The 22,747-nt window shown below is 71.0% G+C and carries 21 protein-coding genes and 1 pseudogene; 14 read left to right on the top strand and 8 right to left on the bottom strand.

Annotated elements, in window-relative coordinates; genetic code table 11:
• The first annotated feature begins 21 nt into the window (after positions 1-21).
• The 4 genes from aspA to OHT21_RS00875 all read left to right on the top strand — a co-directional run bounded on the left by aspA (position 22) and on the right by OHT21_RS00875 (position 5,797).
• Positions 22-1,431 (top strand): aspartate ammonia-lyase, encoded by a 1,410-nt coding sequence (gene aspA / locus OHT21_RS00890; protein ID WP_328766164.1) that lies wholly within the window; start codon positions 22-24, stop codon positions 1,429-1,431.
• Positions 1,432-1,972: 541 nt separating this feature from the next.
• The gene (locus tag OHT21_RS00885; RefSeq protein ID WP_328766163.1) at positions 1,973-2,899 is read left to right on the top strand and encodes a glutaminase; all 927 of its coding nucleotides are present in this window, start codon (positions 1,973-1,975) and stop codon (positions 2,897-2,899) included.
• A gap of 133 nt (positions 2,900-3,032) precedes the next feature.
• On the top strand, positions 3,033-4,430 hold the full coding sequence (gene mptB, locus OHT21_RS00880; protein WP_328766162.1) for a polyprenol phosphomannose-dependent alpha 1,6 mannosyltransferase MptB: 1,398 nt from the start codon (positions 3,033-3,035) through the stop codon (positions 4,428-4,430).
• Positions 4,427-5,797, top strand: coding sequence for a glycosyltransferase 87 family protein (locus OHT21_RS00875; RefSeq protein ID WP_328766161.1), 1,371 nt, complete (start codon positions 4,427-4,429; stop codon positions 5,795-5,797). Before mptB ends, OHT21_RS00875 begins: the two co-directional genes overlap by 4 nt.
• 35 nt (positions 5,798-5,832) lie before the next feature.
• Here OHT21_RS00875 and OHT21_RS00870 read toward each other — a convergent pair.
• The 3 genes and pseudogenes from OHT21_RS00870 to OHT21_RS00860 form a co-directional block, all read right to left on the bottom strand.
• Positions 5,833-6,513, bottom strand: a pseudogene (locus tag OHT21_RS00870) (D-alanyl-D-alanine carboxypeptidase family protein); the annotation flags it as partial.
• 334 nt (positions 6,514-6,847) lie between these two features.
• On the bottom strand, positions 6,848-8,047 hold the full coding sequence (rho, locus tag OHT21_RS00865; RefSeq protein ID WP_443050303.1) for a transcription termination factor Rho: 1,200 nt from the start codon (positions 8,045-8,047) through the stop codon (positions 6,848-6,850).
• Positions 8,048-8,288: 241 nt separating this feature from the next.
• Positions 8,289-9,119: a class I SAM-dependent methyltransferase gene (locus OHT21_RS00860; RefSeq protein ID WP_328766159.1), complete on the bottom strand. Its 831-nt coding sequence runs from the start codon at positions 9,117-9,119 to the stop codon at positions 8,289-8,291.
• A 167-nt stretch (positions 9,120-9,286) separates the two neighbouring features.
• Here OHT21_RS00860 and OHT21_RS00855 point away from each other — a divergent pair, with 167 nt between their 5' ends.
• From OHT21_RS00855 to OHT21_RS00845, 3 genes are read left to right on the top strand one after another with little or no spacing between them, the layout of a single operon-like run.
• The gene (locus OHT21_RS00855) at positions 9,287-10,024 is read left to right on the top strand and encodes an SgcJ/EcaC family oxidoreductase (RefSeq protein ID WP_328766158.1); all 738 of its coding nucleotides are present in this window, start codon (positions 9,287-9,289) and stop codon (positions 10,022-10,024) included.
• Positions 10,021-10,362, top strand: a complete 342-nt coding sequence (locus OHT21_RS00850; RefSeq protein WP_328766157.1) for a YciI family protein — start codon at positions 10,021-10,023, stop codon at positions 10,360-10,362. Before OHT21_RS00855 ends, OHT21_RS00850 begins: the two co-directional genes overlap by 4 nt.
• A 4-nt stretch (positions 10,363-10,366) precedes the next feature.
• The gene (locus tag OHT21_RS00845; RefSeq protein ID WP_328766156.1) at positions 10,367-11,620 is read left to right on the top strand and encodes an RNA polymerase sigma factor; all 1,254 of its coding nucleotides are present in this window, start codon (positions 10,367-10,369) and stop codon (positions 11,618-11,620) included.
• Between the two features lie 137 nt (positions 11,621-11,757).
• Here the strand turns inward: OHT21_RS00845 and OHT21_RS00840 are convergent, their stop codons facing one another.
• Positions 11,758-12,414, bottom strand: coding sequence for a TetR/AcrR family transcriptional regulator (locus OHT21_RS00840; RefSeq protein ID WP_328766155.1), 657 nt, complete (start codon positions 12,412-12,414; stop codon positions 11,758-11,760).
• A gap of 123 nt (positions 12,415-12,537) precedes the next feature.
• Between OHT21_RS00840 and OHT21_RS00835 the strand changes: the two genes are divergently transcribed.
• The 4 genes from OHT21_RS00835 to OHT21_RS00820 all read left to right on the top strand — a co-directional run bounded on the left by OHT21_RS00835 (position 12,538) and on the right by OHT21_RS00820 (position 15,695).
• Complete coding sequence (locus OHT21_RS00835) at positions 12,538-13,740, top strand: FAD-dependent oxidoreductase (RefSeq protein ID WP_328766154.1); 1,203 nt, start codon at positions 12,538-12,540, stop codon at positions 13,738-13,740.
• A 37-nt stretch (positions 13,741-13,777) separates the two neighbouring features.
• Positions 13,778-13,996: a transposase gene (locus OHT21_RS00830; protein WP_328766153.1), complete on the top strand. Its 219-nt coding sequence runs from the start codon at positions 13,778-13,780 to the stop codon at positions 13,994-13,996.
• A gap of 204 nt (positions 13,997-14,200) precedes the next feature.
• The gene (locus tag OHT21_RS00825; RefSeq protein ID WP_328766152.1) at positions 14,201-14,926 is read left to right on the top strand and encodes a class I SAM-dependent methyltransferase; all 726 of its coding nucleotides are present in this window, start codon (positions 14,201-14,203) and stop codon (positions 14,924-14,926) included.
• A 79-nt stretch (positions 14,927-15,005) separates the two neighbouring features.
• Complete coding sequence (locus OHT21_RS00820) at positions 15,006-15,695, top strand: CPBP family intramembrane glutamic endopeptidase (protein ID WP_328766151.1); 690 nt, start codon at positions 15,006-15,008, stop codon at positions 15,693-15,695.
• A 524-nt stretch (positions 15,696-16,219) separates the two neighbouring features.
• On the opposite strand, the gene OHT21_RS00815 is transcribed toward OHT21_RS00820, so the two are convergent.
• Both OHT21_RS00815 and OHT21_RS00810 read right to left on the bottom strand, forming a co-directional pair.
• Positions 16,220-17,185: an acetylxylan esterase gene (locus OHT21_RS00815; RefSeq protein ID WP_328766150.1), complete on the bottom strand. Its 966-nt coding sequence runs from the start codon at positions 17,183-17,185 to the stop codon at positions 16,220-16,222.
• Between the two features lie 106 nt (positions 17,186-17,291).
• On the bottom strand, positions 17,292-17,876 hold the full coding sequence (locus OHT21_RS00810; RefSeq protein WP_328766149.1) for an Rv1733c family protein: 585 nt from the start codon (positions 17,874-17,876) through the stop codon (positions 17,292-17,294).
• Between the two features lie 170 nt (positions 17,877-18,046).
• Between OHT21_RS00810 and OHT21_RS00805 the strand changes: the two genes are divergently transcribed.
• Positions 18,047-18,922: a universal stress protein gene (locus OHT21_RS00805; protein WP_328766148.1), complete on the top strand. Its 876-nt coding sequence runs from the start codon at positions 18,047-18,049 to the stop codon at positions 18,920-18,922.
• Positions 18,923-19,138: 216 nt separating this feature from the next.
• Here OHT21_RS00805 and OHT21_RS00800 read toward each other — a convergent pair whose 3' ends face one another.
• A complete protein-coding gene (locus OHT21_RS00800; RefSeq protein WP_328773926.1) occupies positions 19,139-19,894 on the bottom strand; it encodes a ferredoxin reductase in 756 nt (251 codons plus the stop codon).
• 19 nt (positions 19,895-19,913) lie between these two features.
• Positions 19,914-20,519: a sulfite oxidase-like oxidoreductase gene (locus tag OHT21_RS00795; RefSeq protein WP_328766147.1), complete on the bottom strand. Its 606-nt coding sequence runs from the start codon at positions 20,517-20,519 to the stop codon at positions 19,914-19,916.
• 126 nt (positions 20,520-20,645) lie between these two features.
• Here OHT21_RS00795 and OHT21_RS00790 point away from each other — a divergent pair, with 126 nt between their 5' ends.
• Positions 20,646-21,566, top strand: a complete 921-nt coding sequence (locus OHT21_RS00790; RefSeq protein ID WP_328766146.1) for a quinone oxidoreductase family protein — start codon at positions 20,646-20,648, stop codon at positions 21,564-21,566.
• A gap of 375 nt (positions 21,567-21,941) precedes the next feature.
• Entirely contained in the window at positions 21,942-22,736 is a 795-nt protein-coding gene (locus tag OHT21_RS00785; protein WP_328766145.1) for a putative protein N(5)-glutamine methyltransferase, read from the top strand.
• Positions 22,737-22,747 lie beyond the last annotated feature (11 nt).

Below are 22,747 nucleotides of genomic sequence, written 5' to 3'. Positions count from 1 at the left end.
TGAAAGAGGAGCCGCACCGACATGACCGCCGCCGCAGCCCATCGCAGCGAGCACGACCTGCTCGGCGACCGTGACGTCCCCGCCGAGGCGTACTGGGGCATCCACTCCCTGCGCGCCAGGGAGAACTTCCCCATCACGGGCACCCCGATCTCCGCCTACCCGCACCTGATCGACGCCCTGGCCGCCGCGAAGGAGGCCGCCGCCCGCGCCAACGAGGAACTCGGCCTGCTCGAGCCTGCCAAGGCGGCGGCCATCGTCGCGGCCTGCCAGGAGATCCGCGACGGAAAGCTGCACGACCAGTTCGTCGTCGACGTCATCCAGGGCGGTGCCGGGACCTCGACGAACATGAACGCCAACGAGGTTGTCGCGAACCGGGCGTTGGAGCTCCTCGGTCACCCCAAGGGCGCGTACGAGTTTCTGCACCCGAACGAGGACGTCAACCTCGGCCAGTCCACCAACGACGTCTACCCGACCGCCGTCAACGTCGCCACCATCTTCGCGGTGCGCGGGCTGCTCCAGGCCATGGCCGTGCTGCAGGACGCCTTTGCCGCCAAGGCCGTCGAATTTCGTGACGTGCTGAAGATGGGGCGTACGCAGTTGCAGGACGCGGTGCCGATGACACTCGGTCAGGAGTTCTCGGCGTACGCGGTGATGCTGGACGAGGACCGCAGTCGGCTTGCTGAGGCGGTCGAGCTGATCCACGAGATCAATCTGGGCGCGACGGCGATCGGTACCGGGCTCAACGCGCCCGCCGGGTACGCAGAGGCCGCGCGCCGGCACCTCGCGGACATCACCGGGCTGCCGCTGGTCACTGCCGCCAACCTCGTCGAGGCCACGCAGGACTGCGGAGCCTTCGTGCAGATGTCCGGGGTGCTGAAGCGGATCGCGGTGAAGCTCTCGAAGAGCTGCAACGATCTGCGGCTGCTGTCGTCGGGCCCGCGGGCGGGCCTCAACGAGATCAACCTCCCACCCGTGCAGGCCGGTTCGAGCATCATGCCGGGCAAGGTGAACCCGGTGATTCCCGAGGTGGTGAACCAGGTGGCCTTCGAGGTGATCGGCAACGACGTCACCATCACCATGGCGGCGGAGGCCGGTCAACTCCAGCTGAACGCCTTCGAGCCGGTCATTCTGCACTCCCTGTCCGAGAGCATCACGCATCTGCGTGCCGCCTGTCTGACGCTTGCCGAGCGATGTGTCGCCGGGATCACGGCCAACGAGGACGTGCTGCGTGAGGCCGTCGAGAACTCGATCGGGTTGGTCACCGCGCTCAACCCGTACATCGGGTACGAGGCGGCCACCGGCATCGCCAAGGAGGCCCTCGCGACGGGGCGCGGCGTTGCCGAACTGGTCCTGGAGAAGGGCTTGTTGCCGCCCGACCGGCTGGCCGCGCTGCTGCGGCCGGAGGTGTTGGCGGGGTCTCGGGCGGGCTGAGTGGTGTGGGAGGTTCCTTTCCCCAGCCCCGCCCCTTCCCGAAACTGGGGCTGCGCCCCAGGCCCCCGCCAGGGGGTGGTGGGTGACACTTCGTGTCGCGGCTGCGGTGCGTTGTGGCTTGTCGCGCAGTTCCCCGCGCCCCTAACGGGGCGCCCCCGAACCGCCAGCCACAAAGCTCACCAGTCGCCATGCTCGCCAGCCACAACGAAACCCGCAGCTTCCCGCCGGTGGGAGGGGACGTGGGCCGGTGCGTCCTATGCCCGTCGCTTAGCTTCGGTCTGGGCACACCAGAACCCTGTGGAAGCAAGGGGCCGTATGCCCTGTTGGCGACGGGCTGACGCACCGGACCGCGGCCCCGCACCCACCACGCACCCAAGGGGCGCGGGGCTGTGTCAATTTGCGGCTCCGCCGCGTGGGCGCGACCAGCCACACACAACCCGCACCCGCCCAACCGCCGGAGGCACCCCCGCGGGGATGCGCGAGCAATCACAACGCACCGTCAGTCGACAACGAACCCAACCGCTCAACCGCCGGAGGCAAAATGTTCACGTCGTCGCCGGCCTTCCAGCCGGTACTCCACCGCATCGCCGCCGAGATCGAGAACATGCCCGCACGTGGCCGCCCCGCCGACTACATCCCGGCCCTCGCGGCCTGCGACCCGCGCCGCTTCGGTATGGCCGTCGCCGAACTCGACGGCACGGTGTACGGCGTGGGGGACTGGCGGCAGCCGTTCTCCGCGCAGTCGCTCACCAAGGTGTTCACCCTCGCCCTCGTTCTGGCGGGCGGGGGTGAAGACTTGTGGGAGCGCGTCGGGCGTGAGCCCTCCGGCAACCCCTTCAACTCGCTGGTGCAGCTGGAGTACGAGAACGGCATCCCGCGCAATCCCTTCATCAACGCGGGCGCCCTCGTCGTCACCGACCGCCTCCACACCCAGACCGGCGACGCGGCCGGCACTCTCCTCGACTTCCTGCGCGCGGAGAGCGGCAACCCGCAGCTCGCCAGCGACAAGGACGTCGCCGCCTCCGAGGCCTCCCACGGCGACCGCAACGCCGCTCTCGGCCACTTCATGGCGTCGTACGGAAACATCGGCAACCCAGTCCCGGTGCTCCTGGAGCAGTACTTCCGGCAGTGCTCCATCGAGGCGTCCTGCGCCGACCTCGCCCTCGCCACCGGGTTCCTCGCCCGCCACGGCCTAAGGGCCGACGGCACGCGCCTGCTGACCAGCAGTCAGGCCAAGCAGGTCAACGCGGTCATGCTCACCTGCGGCACCTACGACGCCGCGGGCGAGTTCGCGTACCGGGTCGGCCTGCCCGGCAAGAGCGGCGTGGGCGGCGGCATCATCGCCGTCGTCCCGGGCCACTGCACGCTGTGCGTGTGGAGCCCGGGCCTGGACGAACGGGGTAACTCCGTGGCGGGCGTCGCGGCCCTGGAGCGTTTCACGACGCTGACGGGATTGTCCGTGTTCTGAGGGGGCTGTTCTCAGGCGGATTTGAAGGTTGGTCGCCGTTCGGTCAGACGGCGGTCACATCTCGGCTGCCGATCAGAGGGACATACGTCGCTTTCTCGCCACCCGACATTGACAGGCTGCCCGAGTGTTGGCCATGGGTTTCTCCGTCGATCTGCGTCGCTGTCAGTTGCTCGGACTTGTCGGTTCGGGCTTTCTCGCGGCGGGGGGTGAGACGGCCGGGGCCCTGCCGGTGCGGGAGCTGCTGGCCCCGGCTTCGGCGCGGGCGGCGCTCGGCCTGGTGGGTGTGTACTTCGGGGTGGTGCTGCTGATCGCCGCCTGGGCCCTGCTGGGGCGGGTGATACGAGGACCCGAACCGCCAACTCCACGCGCCCTGTTGGTCGTTCTGGGGGTGTGGGCCGCGCCGCTGCTGCTCGCGCCCCCGCTGTTCAGCCGGGACGTGTACAGCTACCTCGCGCAGGGCGCCATGGTCGACGCGCACATGGACGTCTACACCCACGGTCCCGCACGGCTCGGCGGGCCGCTCGCCGACGAGGTGGCGCCCGTGTGGCAGCACACCGCGACACCGTACGGTCCCGCCTTCCTCGCCGTCGCCTCCGCGCTCTCCGGGCTGACGCGGGGCGAAGTACCGGCCGGGCTGTTCGGCATGCGGGTGGTCGCGGTGCTCGGCGTGGCGCTGATGGCCGCCGCCCTGCCGAGGCTCGCCCGGCACAGCGGCGCCGACCCGGCCGCCGCGCTGTGGCTCGGCGCACTCAACCCGCTCGTACTGCTGCACCTCGTCGCCGGTGCGCACAACGACGCCATCATGCTCGGCCTGCTCGGCATCGGACTGGTGGCAGCGCTCGGCCGCTGGCCCGTCCTCGGCGCCGTACTCGTCACGCTCGCCGCCCTGGTCAAGGTCCCGGCCCTACTGGGACTCGCAGCCGTCGTGGCACTCCAAGTGCGGGCAGGACGCGGCCTGTTGAAGGCCACGGTGACCACCGGGGCCGCCGCGCTCGCCACCACCGTCGTAGCAACCGCCGTCGCCGGTACGGGATACGGCTGGATAAGCGCCCTGAAGACACCCATCTCGCCGCACAACTGGTCGCCCACCAGCGTCCTCGGCCGCGCGACGGAGTCCCTGCTGCAGGATCTGGGCAGCGATCTCGCGCCCCTCGCGCTGCCCGCCTGGCACGCCCTCGGACTCGTCGTCACCGTCGTCGTCATACTCGCCATATGGCTGCGCCGCCCCCGGCTCAGCCCCGTCTACGCACTCGGCCTCAGCCTGGCGACAGTGGCGGTCCTCGGTCCGGCCATCCGGCCCTGGTACGCCCTGTGGGGCCTGTTCCTCATCGCCGCCGCGGCCCCCAGCACGTCCGTACGCCACCGGGTCGCCGCCGTGACCGGAGTGCTCGCACTCGGCGTCCTGCCCAGCGGCAGCCCACCGGACCTGGAGCAACTGGTCCTCGCCGTGTCGGGCGGCGTGCTCGCGGTGGTCGTGCTCTGGCAGGCCCACCAGACGGCGAACGCGCCGGTCCTGGAGCGCACCGCATGAGGCTTCCGCGTACGGAACGGGGGCGGCTCGTCCTCGTCCTGGTCCTCGTCGCCGCCGTGACGGTCTTCACCGCGACCGTGCCGCTGCTGCGCGGCTGGTTCGACCTGCGGGTGTACCACGGGGCCATCGACGCCTGGATTCACCACGGCGGCCGGATCTACGACTACCACGTGCCTGGGACGACGTACGGCTTCACCTACCCGCCCTTCGCGGCGGTCAGCATGGTCCCGATGGCGCTCCTCGGACTGCACGCCGCGATCGCCGTCGGACTGCTCCTCAACCTCGCGGCGACAGCCGTGGTCCTAGGCATCCTGATGCCGCGCGAACTGCGTCGCCGACACGGCTGGTTCGGTTTCGCCTTGGCCATCTGCATGCTGGCCATGTTCGAGCCCGCCCGCGACACCTTCAGTTTCGGCCAAGTCAACCTTCTGCTGCTGGCACTCGTCCTCGTCGACGCCTGGCTGCTGTCCACCGGGCGCGGTCGCCGGGCGGGCGTCGGCATCGGGCTTGCCGCCGCGATCAAGCTCACGCCCGCGATCTTCATCGTTCTGCTGCTGCTCGCCCGGCGCCCCCGCGCTGCCTCGGTCGCGGCGGCCGTCACCGCGACCGCCACCGCCCTCGCGGCTTGGGCGGCACCAGATCCCTCCCGCTTCTACTGGACCGAGGCCGTCTGGGACACGACCCGCATCGGCCGCCTCGCCTATGTGTCCAACCAGTCCCTGCAGGGCGTACTGGCTCGGCTCGCCGACCCCGCCGAACCGAGCCGTATCGTCTGGGCGCTGGCCGCTCTCGCCGTCCTGGGCGTCTGGGCCTGGCGCGCCCACCGGGCCATCGCCGCCGACGACCTGATGGGCGCCTTCGCTCTGACCGGGCTCGTCGCCTGCCTGGTCAGCCCGATCACCTGGGTGCACCATCTCGTCTGGCTGCTGCCGTCCTTCGCGATCCTCGTCGAGGAGGGGCTGCGGCGCCGGCGGCTGCTGTGGGCCGCGGGCGTGTCGTACGTGCTCTTGTGCAGCAGCGTGGTGTGGCTGTGGTTCGACGACGCGTCCGGTGTCGACGGCTTCCTCGGAAGCAACCTCTACGTGTGGATCACCCTCGGCCTGCTGTTCGCCCTGCCCGTCGGTCAGACACGCGTGAACCATCTGGTGCGCAGCACCACGGCCACGGCTCCCGCACCCAGACAGGCCGCGCCCGAGATCGCCCCCGCCGCCGCCCACCGGTCGGAGCCGTCGGCGACCACCATGGCCGCGGGCACCGGCGCCGGGCCCGCCTGCGGTACGGAACGCGAGGGCACCAGCGAGCCCACCGGCTCGACACGCCCGGCGGCCCCGAAGCCCCAGTCGAGCAGCGAGCGCGCCTCTTCGTAGACGGCGAAGCGGCCGCCCGACCGAGGGTTCATCACCGTGACGACCAACGTGCGCCCGCCCCGGCGTGCGGCGGCGATGAGCGTGTTGCCCGCCTTGGAGGTGTAACCGTTCTTGACGCCGATGAGCCCCCTATAGGGCTCGACTCCGTCGGCTCCGGTCAGCAGCCGGTTGGTGTTCTGGATGTCGTACGACCGGCCCTTGACCGGGAATCTGGCCGTCACCGTGGCGCAGTACCGGGCGAAGTCCGCGTTGCGCAGCCCTGCCCGCCCGAAGACAGCCAGGTCGTACGCGGACGACACCTGGCCCGGCGTGTCGTATCCGTCGGGCGAGACAACCCGCGTGTCGCGGGCGCCGAGCGCGCGGGCCTTGGTCTGCATCTGGGCGGCAGTGGCACGCCAGCCGCCGTTCAACGCGGCCAGGACGCGCACGGCGTCGTTGCCAGAGTTGAGGAAGACACCCCGCCACAGGTCAGAGGCACGGTAGGTGCGCCCCGCCTCGACGCCGACACGGCTGCTGCCGTCCCCGACCCCCTTCAACTCCCGCTCCGTGACGGTTTGTTGGATCGCTGCGGGCAGCGTCGGCAGCAAGGTCACCGCGAAGAGAGCCTTCAAGGTGCTGGCGGGCGGCAGCTTGCGGTGCGCGTTGCGGGAGGCTAGCACCTCACCGGTGCCCGCGTCGGCCACCAGCCACGACCGGGCGGAGAGTTTGGCGGGCATCTTGGGCGCCCCGTCCCCGAGCCGTACGTGCGTCCCGGACCGGTACAGTCCCGTGGGCTTCGAGGCCGACGGGCTCGGCGCGAGCGGCTCGGCTTCGGCAGGCGCGGTGGAGACGTCGGCTCCGGTATGTGCCGCGGCAGCGGGGCTGGGTGCGAAGGCCAGCGCGGTGGCCATCCAGGCGGCGGAGCAGCAGACGGCGACACGGCAAGAGAGTCCGATGGTCATACCGCAAACGTAGGAATGGCCAGGGGACATCCCCGGCTCCCCGGGCCGAGCCGCGGCATCGAGCACCCGGATGCCGCAGCGGGGCCACGGCCTTGCAGGCGGGGGAGGCTCACCGGCCTCCGGGCACGGTCTGCTGGACCTGACGCAGAAACGTGGCGTTGTCCGGCGTGTCCCGCATCCGCTCCAGCAGAGTTTCGAGGCCCGCCTGCGTGTCGCCGCGGGAGTGCAGGGCGCGCCGCAGACCTCGTACCGCCGCCAACTCACTTGCCGGAACCAGGAGTTCCTCGCGTCGCGTGCCGGACGGCGTGATGTCGACGGCCGGAAAGATCCGCCTGGACGCCAGCGCGCGGTCCAGGCGCAGCTCCATGTTGCCGGTGCTCTTGAGCTCCTCGAAGTAGAAGTCGTCGGCACGCGAGCCCGTCTCCACCAGTGTCGTGGCGAGGATCGTGAGCGAACCGCCCTCCTCGGCAAGACGCGCGGCACCGAAGAGCCGCTTGGGCCCGGCGAGCGCGGCGGCGTCGACACCGCCGCTGAGGGTGCGGCCACCGGTGGCGGCCGCGTTGTTGTGCGCCCTGCACAGCCGGGTCAGCGAGTCCAGAAGGATCACGACGTCCTGCCCCGCCTCGACCAGCCGCTTGGCCCGCTCCACGGCCAGCTCGGCGAGCGCGATGTGCTGCTTCGGCGCCCGGTCGAAGGTCGAGGCCAGCACCTCACCGCGTACGGAACGCCGCATGTCGGTGACCTCCTCGGGACGCTCGTCGAGCAGCACCACCATCAGATGGCACTCGGGGTGGTTACCGGCCACGGCGGCGGCCAGCTGCTGAAGCAGCACCGTCTTGCCGGTCTTCGGCGGGGCGACGATGAGCCCGCGCTGGCCCTTGCCGATCGGCGAGACCAGGTCGATGACCCGGGTCGTCAGGCCGCCCGCCGGGTGTTCGAGCCGCAGCCGCTCGCGCGGGTGCAGCGGTGTGAGGTCACGGAAGTGCGGGCGGGAGCGCAGCTCTCCGGGTGAGCGGCCGTTGACGCGCTCGATCCCGGTGAGGGCGCGCTGCTTGCCGCGTACTGCTGCGCCTACGCCTTCGACGAGGTCTCCCTTGCGCAGGCCGTACCGGCGGATCAGCGCGGGGGAGACCTGGAGGTCGGTGGACTCGGGCAGGCAGCCGGTGGCACGCAGATGGCCCTGTCCGTTGGGGGTGATGTCGAGTACGCCGGTGGCCTGCTCCTGCGTGTGCGAAGTGGGCGGGCGTTCGAGTGTGGTGGTCATGTGGGTGGGTCCTTTCGCGGACGAATGCATGTGGTCGGGGGTCATGTAGGGGAGAGGCCGGATGACGGGGCGGCATGGTCACGCCCCGTACGGCGGAGACATCACCTCTCGTGCGGCGGGCGGGAACGCCCATGGCCGTACGTGAGTGAAGAGAGGTGGTGCTGAGAAGCTGCTTCGCCGGTCGGAAAAGGACGGGCGGATCAGCTGACTGAGATGAGACCAGCACCGGCGCCCTAGAAGGGGCGTACGCGAGTGCTAGAACAACCGTAGCACGGCAGGATTTTGATCAGCGGCGGGCGAGAAGTCCGTACAGGAGCGGGATGCGCGGGGAGCTGTCCGGCAGGCGCCACCAGCCGGACGAGGTGCGGTTCATCTCGGGCCAGCGGGGCCACGGAAGTTCGTCGCTCTCCCGGAGCCGCTCGATCCGCAGACCGGCTCCCACCAGAGCGCCCACGACCTCGCCGAGACCGTGCATCCACTCATAGCTGTCGGTCGCGCCCTGAACCGGCGGGCCGTCCGTGTACGTGTACCTGCCGGTCCGGTGTACGGCTGTCCCGCGGCCCAAGTAGTCGTGACGCAACAGGAGTTCGGAACCTTCGCCCTCGGCGGGCTTCGGGCCCAGGGAGTTGAGGAGGGGGTGGAACTCGGCGATGTACAACCGGCCCTCCGGACGCAGGAGTTGAGCGACCGTCGCCGCCCAGCGGTCCAGATCGGGCAGGTAGCACAGGGCGCCCTTGCCGGTGTAGACGACGTCGAACCGTCGCCCGCCGAGGGCTTCCACGGCGTCGTACACATTGGCCCGTACGTACTCGACGTCGGCGCCCGCACGCCCGGCGATGTCCGCCGCGGCCTTGGCCGACGCCTCGGAGATGTCGAGACCCACCGCCCGGGCGCCGCGATGGGCGAAGGCGATCGTCTCCGTGCCGAGGTGGCACTGGAGGTGGAGGACGTCACGGTCGGCCAGTTCACCGAGGTCCTCCCACTCCCAGGCGGCGAACCAGCGCTCCGGATCGAGGGAGGTGTCAAGGCCGTAGAACCGGCTGGCGAGGTGGACGGGGGTACGGGCGTCCCAGTTGGCCTGGTTGGCGCGCATCATCCGCTCGTGCTCGTCGGTCATGAACGTATCCAACCGCGGACGGGCTCCGGGTGGGAATAACTCCCCGATCCTCCCTGGTGCTTCCGGATGTGGCTGCCGTCCGGCAGGACAATCATGGGGAGGTGTCGATTCGGCGCCGGCCCGTTCGTCGGTGGGGTGTCAGGACCTCATGAGCACCAGGAGGAACCATGAAGTACATGCTGCTGGTCTGCGGTGACGACACCGCCGACGCATCCGGCATGGCCCCCGTCGAACCATGGGTCGAGGAGCTGAGCGCCCAGGAAAATGTACGACTGCATGGCCACCGGCTGCGGCTGCCCGCCGAGGCGGTCACGGTACGGGTGCGTCGCGGTGAAGTGCTGCGTACGGACGGGCCGTTCGCGGAGACGAAGGAATACGTCGCCGGGTACGACATCCTCGAGTGCGACAGCATGGAGGAGGCCATCGAGGCGGCCGCGAGGCATCCCGTGGCGACCATCGGGGCCATGGAGGTGCGCCCGTTCTGGGAGGACGAGGACGCCAAGGGAGAGATCCGCCGCCTCGACGACGAGCTGACGCAGGCCACGCGCGAGCGGGACATCGAACGGATGGCGGCCTGTTACGCGCCCGACGTCGAGGTCTTCCACCCCATGAGCGGTCTCGAGCAGCGCGGGATCGACGCCTTCCGCAAGGCCCAGGAATGGTGGTTCTCCACGGTCACCGGACCCGTGAGCCGTGACGTGCTGGAGTTCCGCGTCCGGGTGGACGAGAGCGTCGCGTTCAGCCACTCCCTCGTCCGGAAGCGCGCCACGCTCACCACCGGCGAGCCGCTGGACACCACGGTGCGGGTGACCACCGGCTATCGCGCCGCGGGCGACCGCTGGCAGATCGTCCACCAGCACCTTTCGGTCCCGTTCGACGCAGGCGTGGAGGAGAACCGGTCATGAAGTACGCACTGTTCATCTGCACCCCCGTCGGCGGCGAGGAACTCAGCCCCGAACAGATCGCCGACGATCCCCGTTTCACGTCGTACATCGACGAGGTGCGCAGCCGCGACATCGTCAAGGGCGGGGCACGGCTGAGGCCGGCCAGCGACGCCACCACCGTGCGCGTCCAGGGCGACGAAGTCCTGCTCAGCGACGGGCCGTTCGTGGAGTCCAAGGAGTACGTCGCCGGCATCGACATCGTCGAGGTCGCCGACCTCGACGAGGCCATCTCACTCGCCTCCAGGCATCCCGCCGCGCTCGGCGGCGGCTCCATCGAGGTGCGGCCGGTCTGGGAGTGAACGGTTGGGAGTGAACGACGTCGAGGAGGCGGTGGCCGCCGCCTTCCGCGAGGAATGGGGCCAGGTTGTCGCCACCCTGATCAGGGTGACCGGCGACTGGGACCTCGCCGAGGAATGCGCGCAGGACGCCTTCGCGCAGGCCCTGGACCGGTGGCGGCGCGACGGAGTCCCGCGCCGCCCCGGCGCCTGGCTGACCACGACCGCGCGCAACCGGGCCCTGGACGTGCTGCGCCGGGAGGCGGTGGGGGCGGCGAAACTGCGGGAGGTGGCGGTGCTGGCGCGGGACGACGGGCCGTACGACCCGGACGACGAGGACGACAGCGGGGTGACGGACGACCGGCTGCGGCTGATCTTCACCTGCTGCCATCCGGCGCTGCCCATGGAGGCGCGGGTCGCCCTGACCCTGCGTACGCTCGCGGGGCTGACCACGCCCGAGATCGCCCGGGCCTTCCTCGCACCCGAGGCGACGATGGCGCAACGCCTGGTGCGGGCCAAGCGGAAGATCCGTAACGCCGGAATCCCGTACCGCGTACCGCCGGCGCATCTGCTGCCCGAGCGCACGACCGGTGTGCTGGGCGTGGTGTACCTGCTGTTCAACGAGGGGTACGCCGCCACGTCCGGCGCCGATCTGGTGCGTACGAACCTGTGCGCGGAGGCCATCCGCCTCGCCCGCGTGCTGGCCCGGCTCATGCCCGACGAGCCCGAGACGCTCGGCCTGCTCGCGCTGCTGCTCCTGCACGACGCCCGGCGGGGCACGCGGGTGGACGCGGCGGGCGATCTGGTGACGCTGGAGGACCAGGACCGTACGGCGTGGGACCGCGCTGCGATCGACGAGGGCGCCGCCCTGCTGGAAACCGCTCTGCGCCGCGGCCGGCCGGGGCCATACCAGATCCAGGCCGCCATCGCCGCCTGCCACACCACTGCCGCCACGGCCGAGGACACCGACTGGGCCGATATCGCCGCGCTGTACGGGGAGTTGAGGCGCTTCGTGCCCTCCGCGGTGGTGGAACTCAACCGCGCGGTTGCGGTCGGCATGGCCGAGGGACCGGAGGCGGGGCTGGCCCTGCTGGCCGAGCTGGAGAAGGCGGGCGACCTGGCCGGATACCACCTGCTGCCCGCCACCCGCGCGGATCTTCTGCGGCGCATGGGGCGGACGGGGGAGGCGGCCGAGGCGTACGCGCGGGCGCTGGAGCTGGTGGAGAACGAAGCGGAGCGGCGTTTTCTCGAGAAGCGGCTCGCGGAGTGTCGATCGGCGTAGGGGGCGTTCGTCGGTGGGGTGAGTACGTGTTTCTGAACCGGGTGCTTCGGTCGGGTGTGTGAGCGCGCGATCCCCACCGTGTGGTGAAGCTGGGGGACAGCGGTGCCGTAGATGGCAGAGGTTCGGGCCAAACGCTGTCAGGCAGACAGCAGGTAGCGCACCGCCGTCTCTGCCAGATCGGCGATGAACGCGTCGTCCTCGACAGGTGCCGGCCTGGCGAATTCCGGACCGTAGGCGACACGGATGACCGACGCGGCGAAGACGGTGCTGAAGCAGGAGTGGACCGCGGTCTCGACGTCGGGGAGCGTGATGGCGTCCGCCGCCCGAAGGACCACCTTGGCGAATCCGTTCCCGAACTCCTGGCCGTAGCGGGAACCTCGGCGCCGGACTTCCGGATGCGACGCGGAGGTCAGGACGACGGCCCGTAGGAACCGTTCGTGGCGCAGGGACATGCCGACCGTTTCGGCCACTGCTGCGCGGACGAGTTCGGCCGGAGGCAGGTCTGCCCATCGGCTGTTGTCGGAGAAGACCTGCTGCTCCGCGCGCAGGCGCTGGATGCCGTGCTCGTAGACGGCGAGGAAGAGAGCGTCCTTGCTGGTGGTGCGGGCGTAGATGGCCGGCGGCGCGACTTCGGCCCGCTCGCATACGGCGGCGATGGTGAACGCCTCGTACCCGCCGTCCTCCAGGATGGACACCCCGGCATCGAGCACCCGGTTCCACGCCTCGCGACTGCGGCGCTGCTTGGGCGGCCGGATCTCCAGGTCGGCCGCTTGCGCCGCTTGGGCCTCGCCCATGACCTCAGCCTCCCATTCCCCAGGTGCATGCACAGGTCTTGACTGAACCGTAGTTCACACTACAGTCTGCGGCTAACAGTAGCGCTCGCTACTGTTTTCCTCCCGATGACGCGAGGTGTCCCCATGCCTGTTCCGAACAACCCCGGCGGCCGCGTCGCCGTCCTCGGCGCCGGTCCGGCCGGTATGGCCGCGGCCCTGTCCATAGCCCAGGCCGGTCACGAGGTCACCGTCTACGAGCGCTACCGCGAGGCGCGGCCGGCCGGCAACATCCTCAACCTGTGGCCGCCGCCCCTGAAGGCGCTCCGCGCACTCGGAGTGGACACCGAAGACCTCGGCTCCCCCACGGATTCCGAGTTCCGCAACCTCCGTGGCCACGTGCGCGTGCACGTCAAGCAGGACCCGGAGACCAAGCGCGCATACGGCGGCGGGTTCATCGGACTGCTACGGCCCGAACTGTACGAGCGGATGCTCGCCGCCATCCCGCCGGGCACCCTCCGGTTCAACCAGCAGGTGACCCGGATCGAGCAGAACGAACAGGCGGTCACTCTGCACTTCGCCGACGGCAGCACAGCGGAGCACGACGTACTGGTCGGCGCCGACGGCATCGACTCGCTGGTACGGCGCACGCTGTGGGGGGATACGCCCAAGCGCGAGCACCGACTGCACATCTTCGGCGGATTCACCTTCACCAACGTCCCCGGCACCGAACCGAACATGTGCGTCCTGACGCACAGCAGGACAGTGCAGGGAAGCTGGACATCGATCCGGCACAAGGGCCGCGACGGCTTCCAGTGGTGGGTACTCACCGCCACCGACCCCGACGCCCCGGCACCGTCCGACCTCAAGGCCGCGGCCACCGCGTTGGCCGCGGAGTTCCCCGCGCCCCTGCCCGGGCTGATCGCCCAGACAGAGCCGGACAACGTGCAACGCTGGGTGCTGCGCGACCGGCCCCGCCTGAAGCAGTGGTCCAAGAGACGGGCCACCCTCGTGGGCGACGCCGCACACCCGACCTCGCCCTACGCCGCCTACGGCGCGGGCATGTCCATCGAGGACGGCTACTTCCTCGGCAGGGCCCTGCGCGGCGTCGACCTCACCGACCCCACCGCCGTACAGCGTGCATTGCAAAGCTACGAGGACCCGCGCAAGCCCCACACCGCCCGGCAGGTCCAGCAAGCATGGATTCTCGGCAAGGTCTTCCACCACGCGCCGGCACCACTGCGGCCGGTCCGGGACTTCATCCTCGACCACACCCCGCTTCTGCAGAAGGTCGCAGGCGACACCAACCCCCGCGAAATCCAGAAGCAGCTGGCCCTCATCCAGGACTGACGTACCGCTGGAGGGGACTGGTCGATCCTGCGACGAGGTGTCCTGGCCAACGTCGCCTTTACTGAGAAGCCGCTCAACGGATCATGGAACGTGCGGGTCGAACAGGGTTCCTGGTCTGCTGCCGGTGCCGTCCTGGCTCCACGGCAGAGGCGGGCAGCCGCAAGGCTATTGCCACCGCCAGATGCTGGACGCGATCCGCTACCTGGTCGCGGGCGGGATCTCCTGGCGGGCGATGCCCGCGGACTTCCCCGCCTAGGGCCGGGTTTATTTCCTTCCGCGCCTGTGCCACCGCCCTCTGGCACCCGGTGCACCCGGAGGCAGGGGGCCGGGCGAGCCAGACATCTGGCTCGCGGGCCTCCGCCTGGGGAGCTGAGGGCTTCAGCCGAGGACGCTGTGGTGCACAAGAGGCCTTCGCCCCGTGTGCACCACAGCGCGCTCATGCCTGGCTAAGCTGGCCGCGATGTTCACCCCGGAGGGCCCCACGTTCCGCGAGCTCGCCGTTCAGGCGCTGTCGTCCGTCGAGCACGGCTACGACCTGCTCGCGCCGAAGTTCGACCACACCCCGTTCCGTACGCCGGACCCGATCCTGCGCTCCGTCGCCCGGGCGCTGGAGCGGATCGGACCCTTCGACAGCGGGCTCGATCTGTGCTGCGGCACCGGCGCGGGCATCGACGTGCTGCGCACCGTATGCCGGGAGCGGATCACCGGCGTCGACATCAGCGCGGGCATGCTCGCCGTGGCCCGCGAACAGACGCGTCCCGCCGGGCCGCCGGTGGCGTGGGTACGCGGCGACGTGCGCGCCTTGCCGTTCGGGCCGGCCTTCGACCTGGTGGTGAGCTTCGGGGCGTTCGGCCACTTCCTGCCGCGCGAACTGCCGGGGCTGTTCGGCCAGGTGCACTCGGTGCTGCGGCCCGGCGGACGGTTCGCCTTCCCCGTCGTGGCTCCGGCCCGCCCCGGCTCTCCCGGCTACTGGGCGCTCCTCGCCTTCGATACAGCGATGCGCGTACGCAACGCGGTGTGGCGACCCCCGTTCGTCATGTACTACCGCGCCTTCCGCCTCAGCGACGTACGCCGCGAACTGATCCGCGCCGGCTTCGTCGTGGACCTGGAGACACTCCCCGAGTTCGGCCGCAGGGACGACGGCAGTCCGCGCTGCCGGATGGTGGTGGCGACCCGCCAGGGGTAGCCGACGCCTTGAGGATCAGTGCTCCACAACGAGGGCGAGTGAGGTGACAGAGCTTTCGCAGCGCAGGCAGAGCGGCCCGATGTCCACTGGGACAGCGCTGGTGGCCGCCGTCACGCTGCTGGTGCTCACGAACCTGCTCAACAACCGGTGGGCGCCGTCCTGGATCGTGCTCAGCTCCGCGATCGCCTCGGCCGCGCTGATCGCGATCACTTTCCGGGCCGGTGGCGGGTGGGCCGACCTCGGACTGTCCCGGGACACGCTGCGCCGCGGTCTCGGCTGGGCGCTCGCGCTGGTCGGGATCGTCGCGGCGGTGTACCTGTGCGCGGCGGCCATGCCCGTCACCCGCGAGCTGTTCGAGGACGAGAGGGCGAGCGGACTGAGCGGCGCGGAGGTCGTCGGCCGGGTGCTGATCAAGGTGCCGATCGGCACGGTGCTGCTGGAAGAGGTCGCCTTCCGCGGAGTGCTCTACGGACTGGTGCTGCGCGCCCGCGGCCCGGTCGCGGCCACCTTGTTCTCCTCCGTACTCTTCGGCCTCTGGCACATCCTGCCATCGCGCCATCTCACCGACTCCAACCAGGCGGTGGGCTCACTCTTCGGGCATACGGCCCTCGGCACCGTCCTGGCCACCTTCGGCGCGGTCCTCCTCACCGCAGCGGCAGGCTGCCTGTTCTGCTACCTGCGACACCGCACGGGCAGCCTGCTCGCCCCCACGGGACTCCACTGGGCGACCAACTCACTCGGCTACGTGTTCAGCTCTGCGCTGGCCTGAACCGGCCCGAGCGCAAGAACCGGAACGGCGGCGTCCACGACGTAGCTCCATTGTCCATTCCCCTGAACTGGGCTTACGGACAACTCCCGTTGTCTCGAGAGTCGAGTCACCGGCCTCGCCGGCGACGTGTCCCGACGTGGAGGAGAGACGTACATGCCCAGCCAGCCTCGTACCAGCCGCCGCACCCTGGACTCCCGGAGGGAGTCACACGTACCGCATTCCCGCCATCGTGCAGGCGCCCAGGTCCGGTGACCTGCTCGCCTTCGCCGAGGACCGGCTCGGCGACGCGGACGACAACGGCAACATCAACCTCGTGATGCGCCGCTCCAAGGACGGCGGCCGTACGTGGGGCGAGCTGAAGGTGGTCTGGAGCGACGGAAGGAACAATTTCGCCCGACAACCAGGCATACCGCGACCTGAAGAACGCCATGGCCTGAGCCCGAGCGCCGGGAAACGACGAGTCCTCGCCCTCCCAAGGGCGAGGACCCGCAACTCCGCGACCGCGATGCCGGCAACCGCTCCCTCTACAGGCGCTTTGGCAGCCACGCCAACTGGGCCGCCTCCTGGTACGGGCCGCCGCCCTCATGGTCGTTGAAGTCGTACACCTCGATCGTCTTCTCCTCGTGGGGCCAGGCGTTGAATGCGGCGAACACCGTCGACGGCGGGCAGGTCTGGTCCTCCAGGGCCGCGGAGAACAGGGCGGGCGCCCGGCCCCGCGCCGCGAAGTGCACGCCGTCGAAGTAGGCCAGCGTGCGCCGCACCTGCTCGGTGCGACCGCGGTGCGTCTTGAGGTACTTGCCTATCTCCCGGTACGGATCGCGGTCCGTCAGCGTCGTCGCACGCGGGAAGTCGCACAGGAACGGCACGTCCGGGGCGATCGCCGCCAGATCCGGTACGAGACCGGCGACCGCGATCGTGATGCCGCCGCCCTGGCTGGAACCGACCGCCGCGGTGCGCGAGGCGTCGATCAGGGGATGCGAGCGGGCCGCCTCCACGGCCCGTACCGCATCGGTGAACACCCGCCGGTAGTAGTAGCTTTCGGGATCCTCGATCCCCCGGGTCATGAAGCCGGGAAACGCGGGTGCGCTGCCCACCGGGTCCGGTGTGTCACCGCCTCCCCACGCACTGCCCTGCCCCCGGGTGTCCATCACGAAGTGCGCGAAGCCCGCCGAGGCCCACAGCAGATGCGTATGCGGAAGTCCGCGCCCACCGCCGTACCCGACGAACTGGACGACCGCAGGCCGCGGTGTGTCCGCCGAGGCCGGCAGCGTCAGCCAGCCCTTCACCGGGTGACCGCCGAAGCCGGCGAACGTGACGTCGTACACCTTCACGGTCTTGAGCTGCGTCTCGACCGGCTCGAAGGAGGCGTCCAGGTCGTACTCGCGCGCCTCCTGAAGCGTCTTGGCCCAGAAGGCGTCGAAGTCCTCGGGCTCGACGGACGCGCTGCGGTAGTTCCGGAGCTGGTCGAGGGGCAGGTCGAACAAGGCCATGGATGACCGCCTTTACGGGATCACGGGACAGGGTGCGGATGATCACACCGTACGGTGGCCGTCAGCGCGCCACCAGACCCTTTTCCGCGCACCGGCCGCGCCCCGGTCATGCCCAGCGTCGACCCCACTCCGGTCCCGTACGGGCCCACTCGCGTTCCCACTCGGCCATGCGATGGCGCAGGGCGACGCGGCTCACGACGAAGTGTCCGGCCAGAACGACGGCCGCGGCGCCGCCGGCGCTGCAGCCACCCACCGCGAGCGCCTGCTGCCAGATCGCCGTGCTGTCCGCCGGGGCGGCGACCACCCGGCCCGCCTCGTCCAGCCATACATGGGCGTGGTCGCCGGGGCGGGTGCCGGCCGGGACCCGGGCCTCGCCCGTGCGCACTCGTGCGCCGGACTCGGTCCAGCGCACGGCGACCCAGTAGCTGGGCTGCTTGCCGCCTGTGGCGCTGGGTATCGCGGCGGGCGCCCGCTCGGTGACCTCCGCGCGCACCCGATGGCGTTCGGCCCGTTGCTCCGCGGCCGCGTCCCGCGCCGCGTCGTACGCCTGCCAGCCCGTGACGAGTCCGGCCAGCGGGGCGCCGACGCACAGCAGGACAGCGACAACCAGGGCCGTCCACGCCTCCACCACGTCACAGCGGCGGCGCAGCGGATTGGGCCGCCAACGCCAGCCGCGCACCCGCGTGCCCATGTCCACGCCTCCTCCCGTCGTACGTCGCCCGAGTTCCCCATCGGCGCCGAACGGACCCTCTGAGTCGCCATCCCGTCGCGGCCGGTGCACGCGCCGGCGCGAATCCGCCCGCGCACGACTGATACGCGCCCCGCGTGGAACCCGGGCCGGGACGAGGAGAGGCGTGAGCCATGGGCAAGGACATCCGGGCCATCACCGTCGGCATCGACGGCTCCCGCGCCGGCCTGGACGCCGCGGACTGGGCGGCCCGCGAGGCTCAGCGCCGTCACCTCGCGCTGCGCCTGCTGCAGGCCGGTCCGGACCCCGCATCGCCGCCGGACGGCGAGCCGTCCCGCGTGACACTCGACCGCGCCGCCGTCCAACTCGCGTACGCTCACCCGGCGTTGGACATCATGGCCCGTCGCACCGACACCCCCGCAATCCCGGCGCTACTGGCCGCCGCTGCGGAGTCGGAGGCGCTGGCCCTCGGCTCCCGCGGCTTCAGCGACGTCGCCGGTTTCCCGGTCGGCTCGGTCGCGCGCGCCGTGGCCGCCCGCGCCGAGCGGCCGGTGGTGCTGGTGCGCGCGGGAGAACTCCCCGAGGACGAACGCGTGCCCGTCGACGAGGCGACACCGCCGGCCCAGGTCCCGTACCTGCCGGTGGTCCTCGGCCTGGACCTCTCGCACTCGGCCGACCGCCTCATCGGCTACGCCTTCGACGCGGCCGCCACCCGCGCGGCACCCCTCCACGTCGTGCACGCCTGGACGCTGCCACCGCCGCCCGGCTACGCCGTCGGCACGCGAACGCTGGACGACACGGCCGGACTGGAGGACGCCAACCGCCGCTCCCTGGCGGTGATTCTGCAGCCGTGGCGCCACAAGTGCCCGGAGACGCCCGTCCTCGAGGAGGTGGCGTACGGCCTCGCGGGCCACCACCTGCTGAAGGCGTCGATCCAGGCGGGCCTGCTGGTCATCGGCCGCGCCACCTCCGGCGCGGGCCTCGGCCGGGTGGCCCACTTCGTGATCCACCACTGCGCTTGCCCGGTCGCGGTGGTCCCGCACGAGTAGCTCCGCTGGAGGTGCAGTTCGAATCTGCGGGTTCGTTGTGGCTGGTCGCGCCCGCGCGGCGGAGCCGCAAATTGATACAGCCCGCGCTCCTATCGGGGCCTGCGGCCCGCTCAAGCGGGGGCAGTTCCGCGCGCCCCTGTCGCGGCCCGCGGCCCTCAAGCGGGCCCGGTACCGCACCGGACGCCAATAAGGCCGCTCAGCGCCCGCCGACCAGCGTCAGCCGAAGCGTTCGATCCGGATACGGTCCACTGGCTGCCCCGCCTCGACGAGGAGCCGCGACGCATGCTCGGCGAACCCGTTGGACCCGCACACGTAGGCCTCCCAGCCGCCGTCCGGCGCGTCGGCCACGAGCGCCGCCACCTGTGCGGCCGACAGGCGTCCCACCGGCACGCCGGGCGGCGCGCTGCGCGTGAACACAGGTGTGGTCTCGGAGCCGTACTCCGACGCGTAGATCAACTCCTCGGGTCCGCGCGCCGAGACGAGCAGGCGCAGTGGCACGGACAGTGAGCGTGCCCGATGGTGGCGGACCATCGACATCAGCGGTACGACACCCGAGCCCGCGCCGACGAGAAGCGCGGGCCGGTCGCCGGTCCAGGCGAAGAAACCGCTGTTCGGGCCACGGACTTCGACCTGGTCGCCCGGCTCGGCGACCGCGTGGAACCAGCCCGACACCTCGCCGCCCTCGACATGGTCCAGAGTCAGCTCGATGTGCCCCACGTCATCGGGCGGCGACGCGATCGAATAGTGCCGCTGGGCGGTGTAGCCGTCCTCCGCCGTGAGCCGCAGCATCACGTGCTGGCCGGGCACATGGCCGCGCCAGCCGGGCACGGCGAACCGGAAGGTGGCCGCGCGCGGGGTCTCGCGGCGGATCTCGGTGAGCGTGGCGCGCTGCCAGGTCGTCGCCGTGTCGTTGTCCACGGCGATCCGCCCGGGCACGGCGAATCGGGTCGGGGGCGTGAACGTCCCGGTCACGCAAAGGTCTTCGGTCGTCTCAGTCACCGGAGTAGCGCTGCTCTTCCCAGGGGTTGCCGCGGTGGTGGTAGCCGTTCTGCTCCCAGAAGCCCGGCTCGTCGTGGTCCAGGAGCCTGAGGCCCGCGATCCACTTGGCGCTCTTCCAGAAGTACAGGTGCGGTACGAGCAGCCGTGCCGGACCCCCGTGTTCCGCGGGCAGCGGCTCGTCGCCGTACTCCCAGACGATCCAGGCGCGCCCGCCGGTCAGATCGGCCAGCGGGAGGTTGGCGGTGTACCCGGTGTGGGAGTACGCGACCGCGTGCGTCGCCTGCGGGGCCGGACGTACGAGATCCAGGAACGCGTCCAGCGACACACCCCCGAAGCGCACCCCGAACTTCGACCAGCTCGTCACGCAGTGGATGTCGCCCTCGTACGCGGACGCAGGCAGCGCGTGTGCCTCGTCCCAGGACCAGGTGCGCGGCTCGGCCACCAGCCCGTCGACCGTGAACGTCCAGTCCGCGGGCGCCAGTTCGGGCGTGACCTCGGCGGACAGGACCGGCCAGTCGTCGCCCGCGTCGTACTGGCCGGGCGGTAGCCCGGAGTTGGGGACGCGCGGGCGTCCGGTGAAGCCTCGGGTGACATGCATCGGTCCACGGTACCCGGCGCCCGCACGGGGAATGAGTGCGGGAATAGCCGCCCGGCGATCTTCCCGGCATGCTGAGCTGAGCAGGCGCAGCCCGGTGGAGAATCCCGGTGGAGGAAGAGGAAGCAGATGCCCAAGGCGTACGTCTTCACGCGGTTCGGCGGTCCGGAGGCCGAGGCCCTCGTCGACCAGGACCGGCCGAGCCCCGGTCCCGGTCAACTCCTGGTCGCCGTACGGGCGGCGGGTGTGAACCCCGTCGACTACAAGCAGCGCAACGGCTACGCACGCCCGGGCCAGACGGCGCGCGAGCTGCCCGCGGTGTTCGGCAACGAGGCCGCCGGAGTGGTCGAGGAGATCGGCGAGGGAGTCACCGGCTTCACGGTGGGCGACGCGGTGTTCGGCAACCCGGTCGGCGGCGGCTACGCCGAGTACACCCTGCTGCCCGTCCCGGTGACCGCGCACAAGCCCGACTCGGTCTCCTTCACGGACGCGGCGGCCCTGCCGGTCGCGGGGGCGACGGCGTACGACGGCATCCGTCAGCTCGATCTGCCGGCCGGTTCGACGCTGCTGGTCACGGGCGTCGGCGGTGGCGTGGGCGTGGCGGCCACCCAGATCGCGCGCGCCTTCGGGGTGAAGGTCATCGGCACGGCCAGCGCGGGCAAGAAGGACTTCGTCGAGTCGCTCGGAGCCGTGCATGTGCCCTCGGGCCCGGACTTCGTGGCCGGCGTACGGGCCGCCGCCCCGGACGGCGTGGACGCGGTCTACGACCTGATCGGCGGCGAGGTCCTCGAAGCAGCGGCCGAACTCCTCACCGACCGTACGAAGTTGATCACGGCCGGCGGCAAGGACATAGTGGGCCGCCTCGGCGGCGCCCCCGTCGCCCGGGCCCGCAACGCCGCGATCCTCGACGAGGTAGCCCGCCTTGTGGCCGACGGCAAGCTGAACCCCCACGTCACGCAGACATTCCCCTTGTCCCGCGCCGGGGAGGCACTGCGGCTGGTGGAGGACGGCCACGCCCGCGGGAAGATCGTCATCGAGATCGGCGGCTGAGCGGATATTGGGCGGCGGTGTGCGCCCCTTCACGGGCGTGGGGCTGTTTCAATTTGCGGCTCCGCCGCGATGGGGGCCCCGCTCGAGCGGAGCCGAGAGTGGGGGAGCGACCAGCCACTGACCACCAGCACTCGCCTGCGAACCCAAACCCACCACCCCCATAGGCGCCCCGCGGTCGAGCCCGGAGGGCCTCGTGAGGGCAGCCGCGCCCCGTGTAATGTTGCCGTCCGGCTGCGGACCGCCCCAGCCGTGCAGGAACCGAGGAGGTGAGCCCCATTTCCGCTGTGTCAGCTCGGGTGCTCTCGCCTCAGGGGTTCACCGCCGCCAGGTGACCGGGAGAGCACTCTTCGGGTTCCCGAAAGGCTCTCGGCCTCCATGCCCAAATCCTCCATCCCTTCCGTCTCGTATGCCACTGTCGTCGCCGCACTCCGCACCGCGGGCTGTGTCTTCGCCGAGGACGAGGCGCGGCTGATCGTCTCCACCGCCCGCACCCCGGCCGAACTCACCGCCATGGTGGACCGCCGCTCCGCGGGCCTTCCCCTCGAACACGTCCTGGGCTGGGCCGAGTTCTGCGGTCTGCGCATCGCCGTCGAGCCGGGCGTCTTCGTGCCACGCCGACGTACCGAGTTCCTGGTCCAGCAGGCCCTCGCGTCGACCCCCGAAGCCCCGGCCCCCGTCATCGTGGACCTGTGCTGCGGCTCGGGCGCGGTGGGCGCCGCGCTCGCCGCTTCCCTCCCCGGCGCCGAGCTGCACGCCGCCGACATCGACCCGGCCGCGGTGCGCTGCGCCCGACGGAACGTCGGCGGGCGCGGCCACGTCCACGAGGGCGACCTCTTCGAGCCGCTGCCGCACACTCTCCGCGGCCGCGTCGACATCCTGGCCGCCAACGTGCCGTACGTCCCCACCGAAGAGGTCGGCCTCCTGCCCCCGGAGGCCCGCGACCACGAACCCCTCGTGGCACTCGACGGCGGAGGAGACGGGCTCGACACCCTGCGCCGGGTGACCGCCGAGGCCCCGCAATGGCTGGCCTCCGGCGGCATCCTTCTGGTCGAGACGAGCGAACGCCAGGCACCCGTCGCCGTCGAAACCTTCGCCGACGCCGGACTCGTCCCGCGCCTGGCGGTGTCGGAGGAGCTGTACAGCACCGTCGTCATCGGAACGAGGTCCTAGTCACATCCCGC

The sequence above is a fragment of the Streptomyces sp. NBC_00286 genome (assembly GCF_036173125.1).
GTDB lineage: Bacteria > Actinomycetota > Actinomycetes > Streptomycetales > Streptomycetaceae > Streptomyces.
Note: the sequence above shows the minus strand (reverse complement) of the source record. Positions and strands in the feature narration are given on the sequence as shown.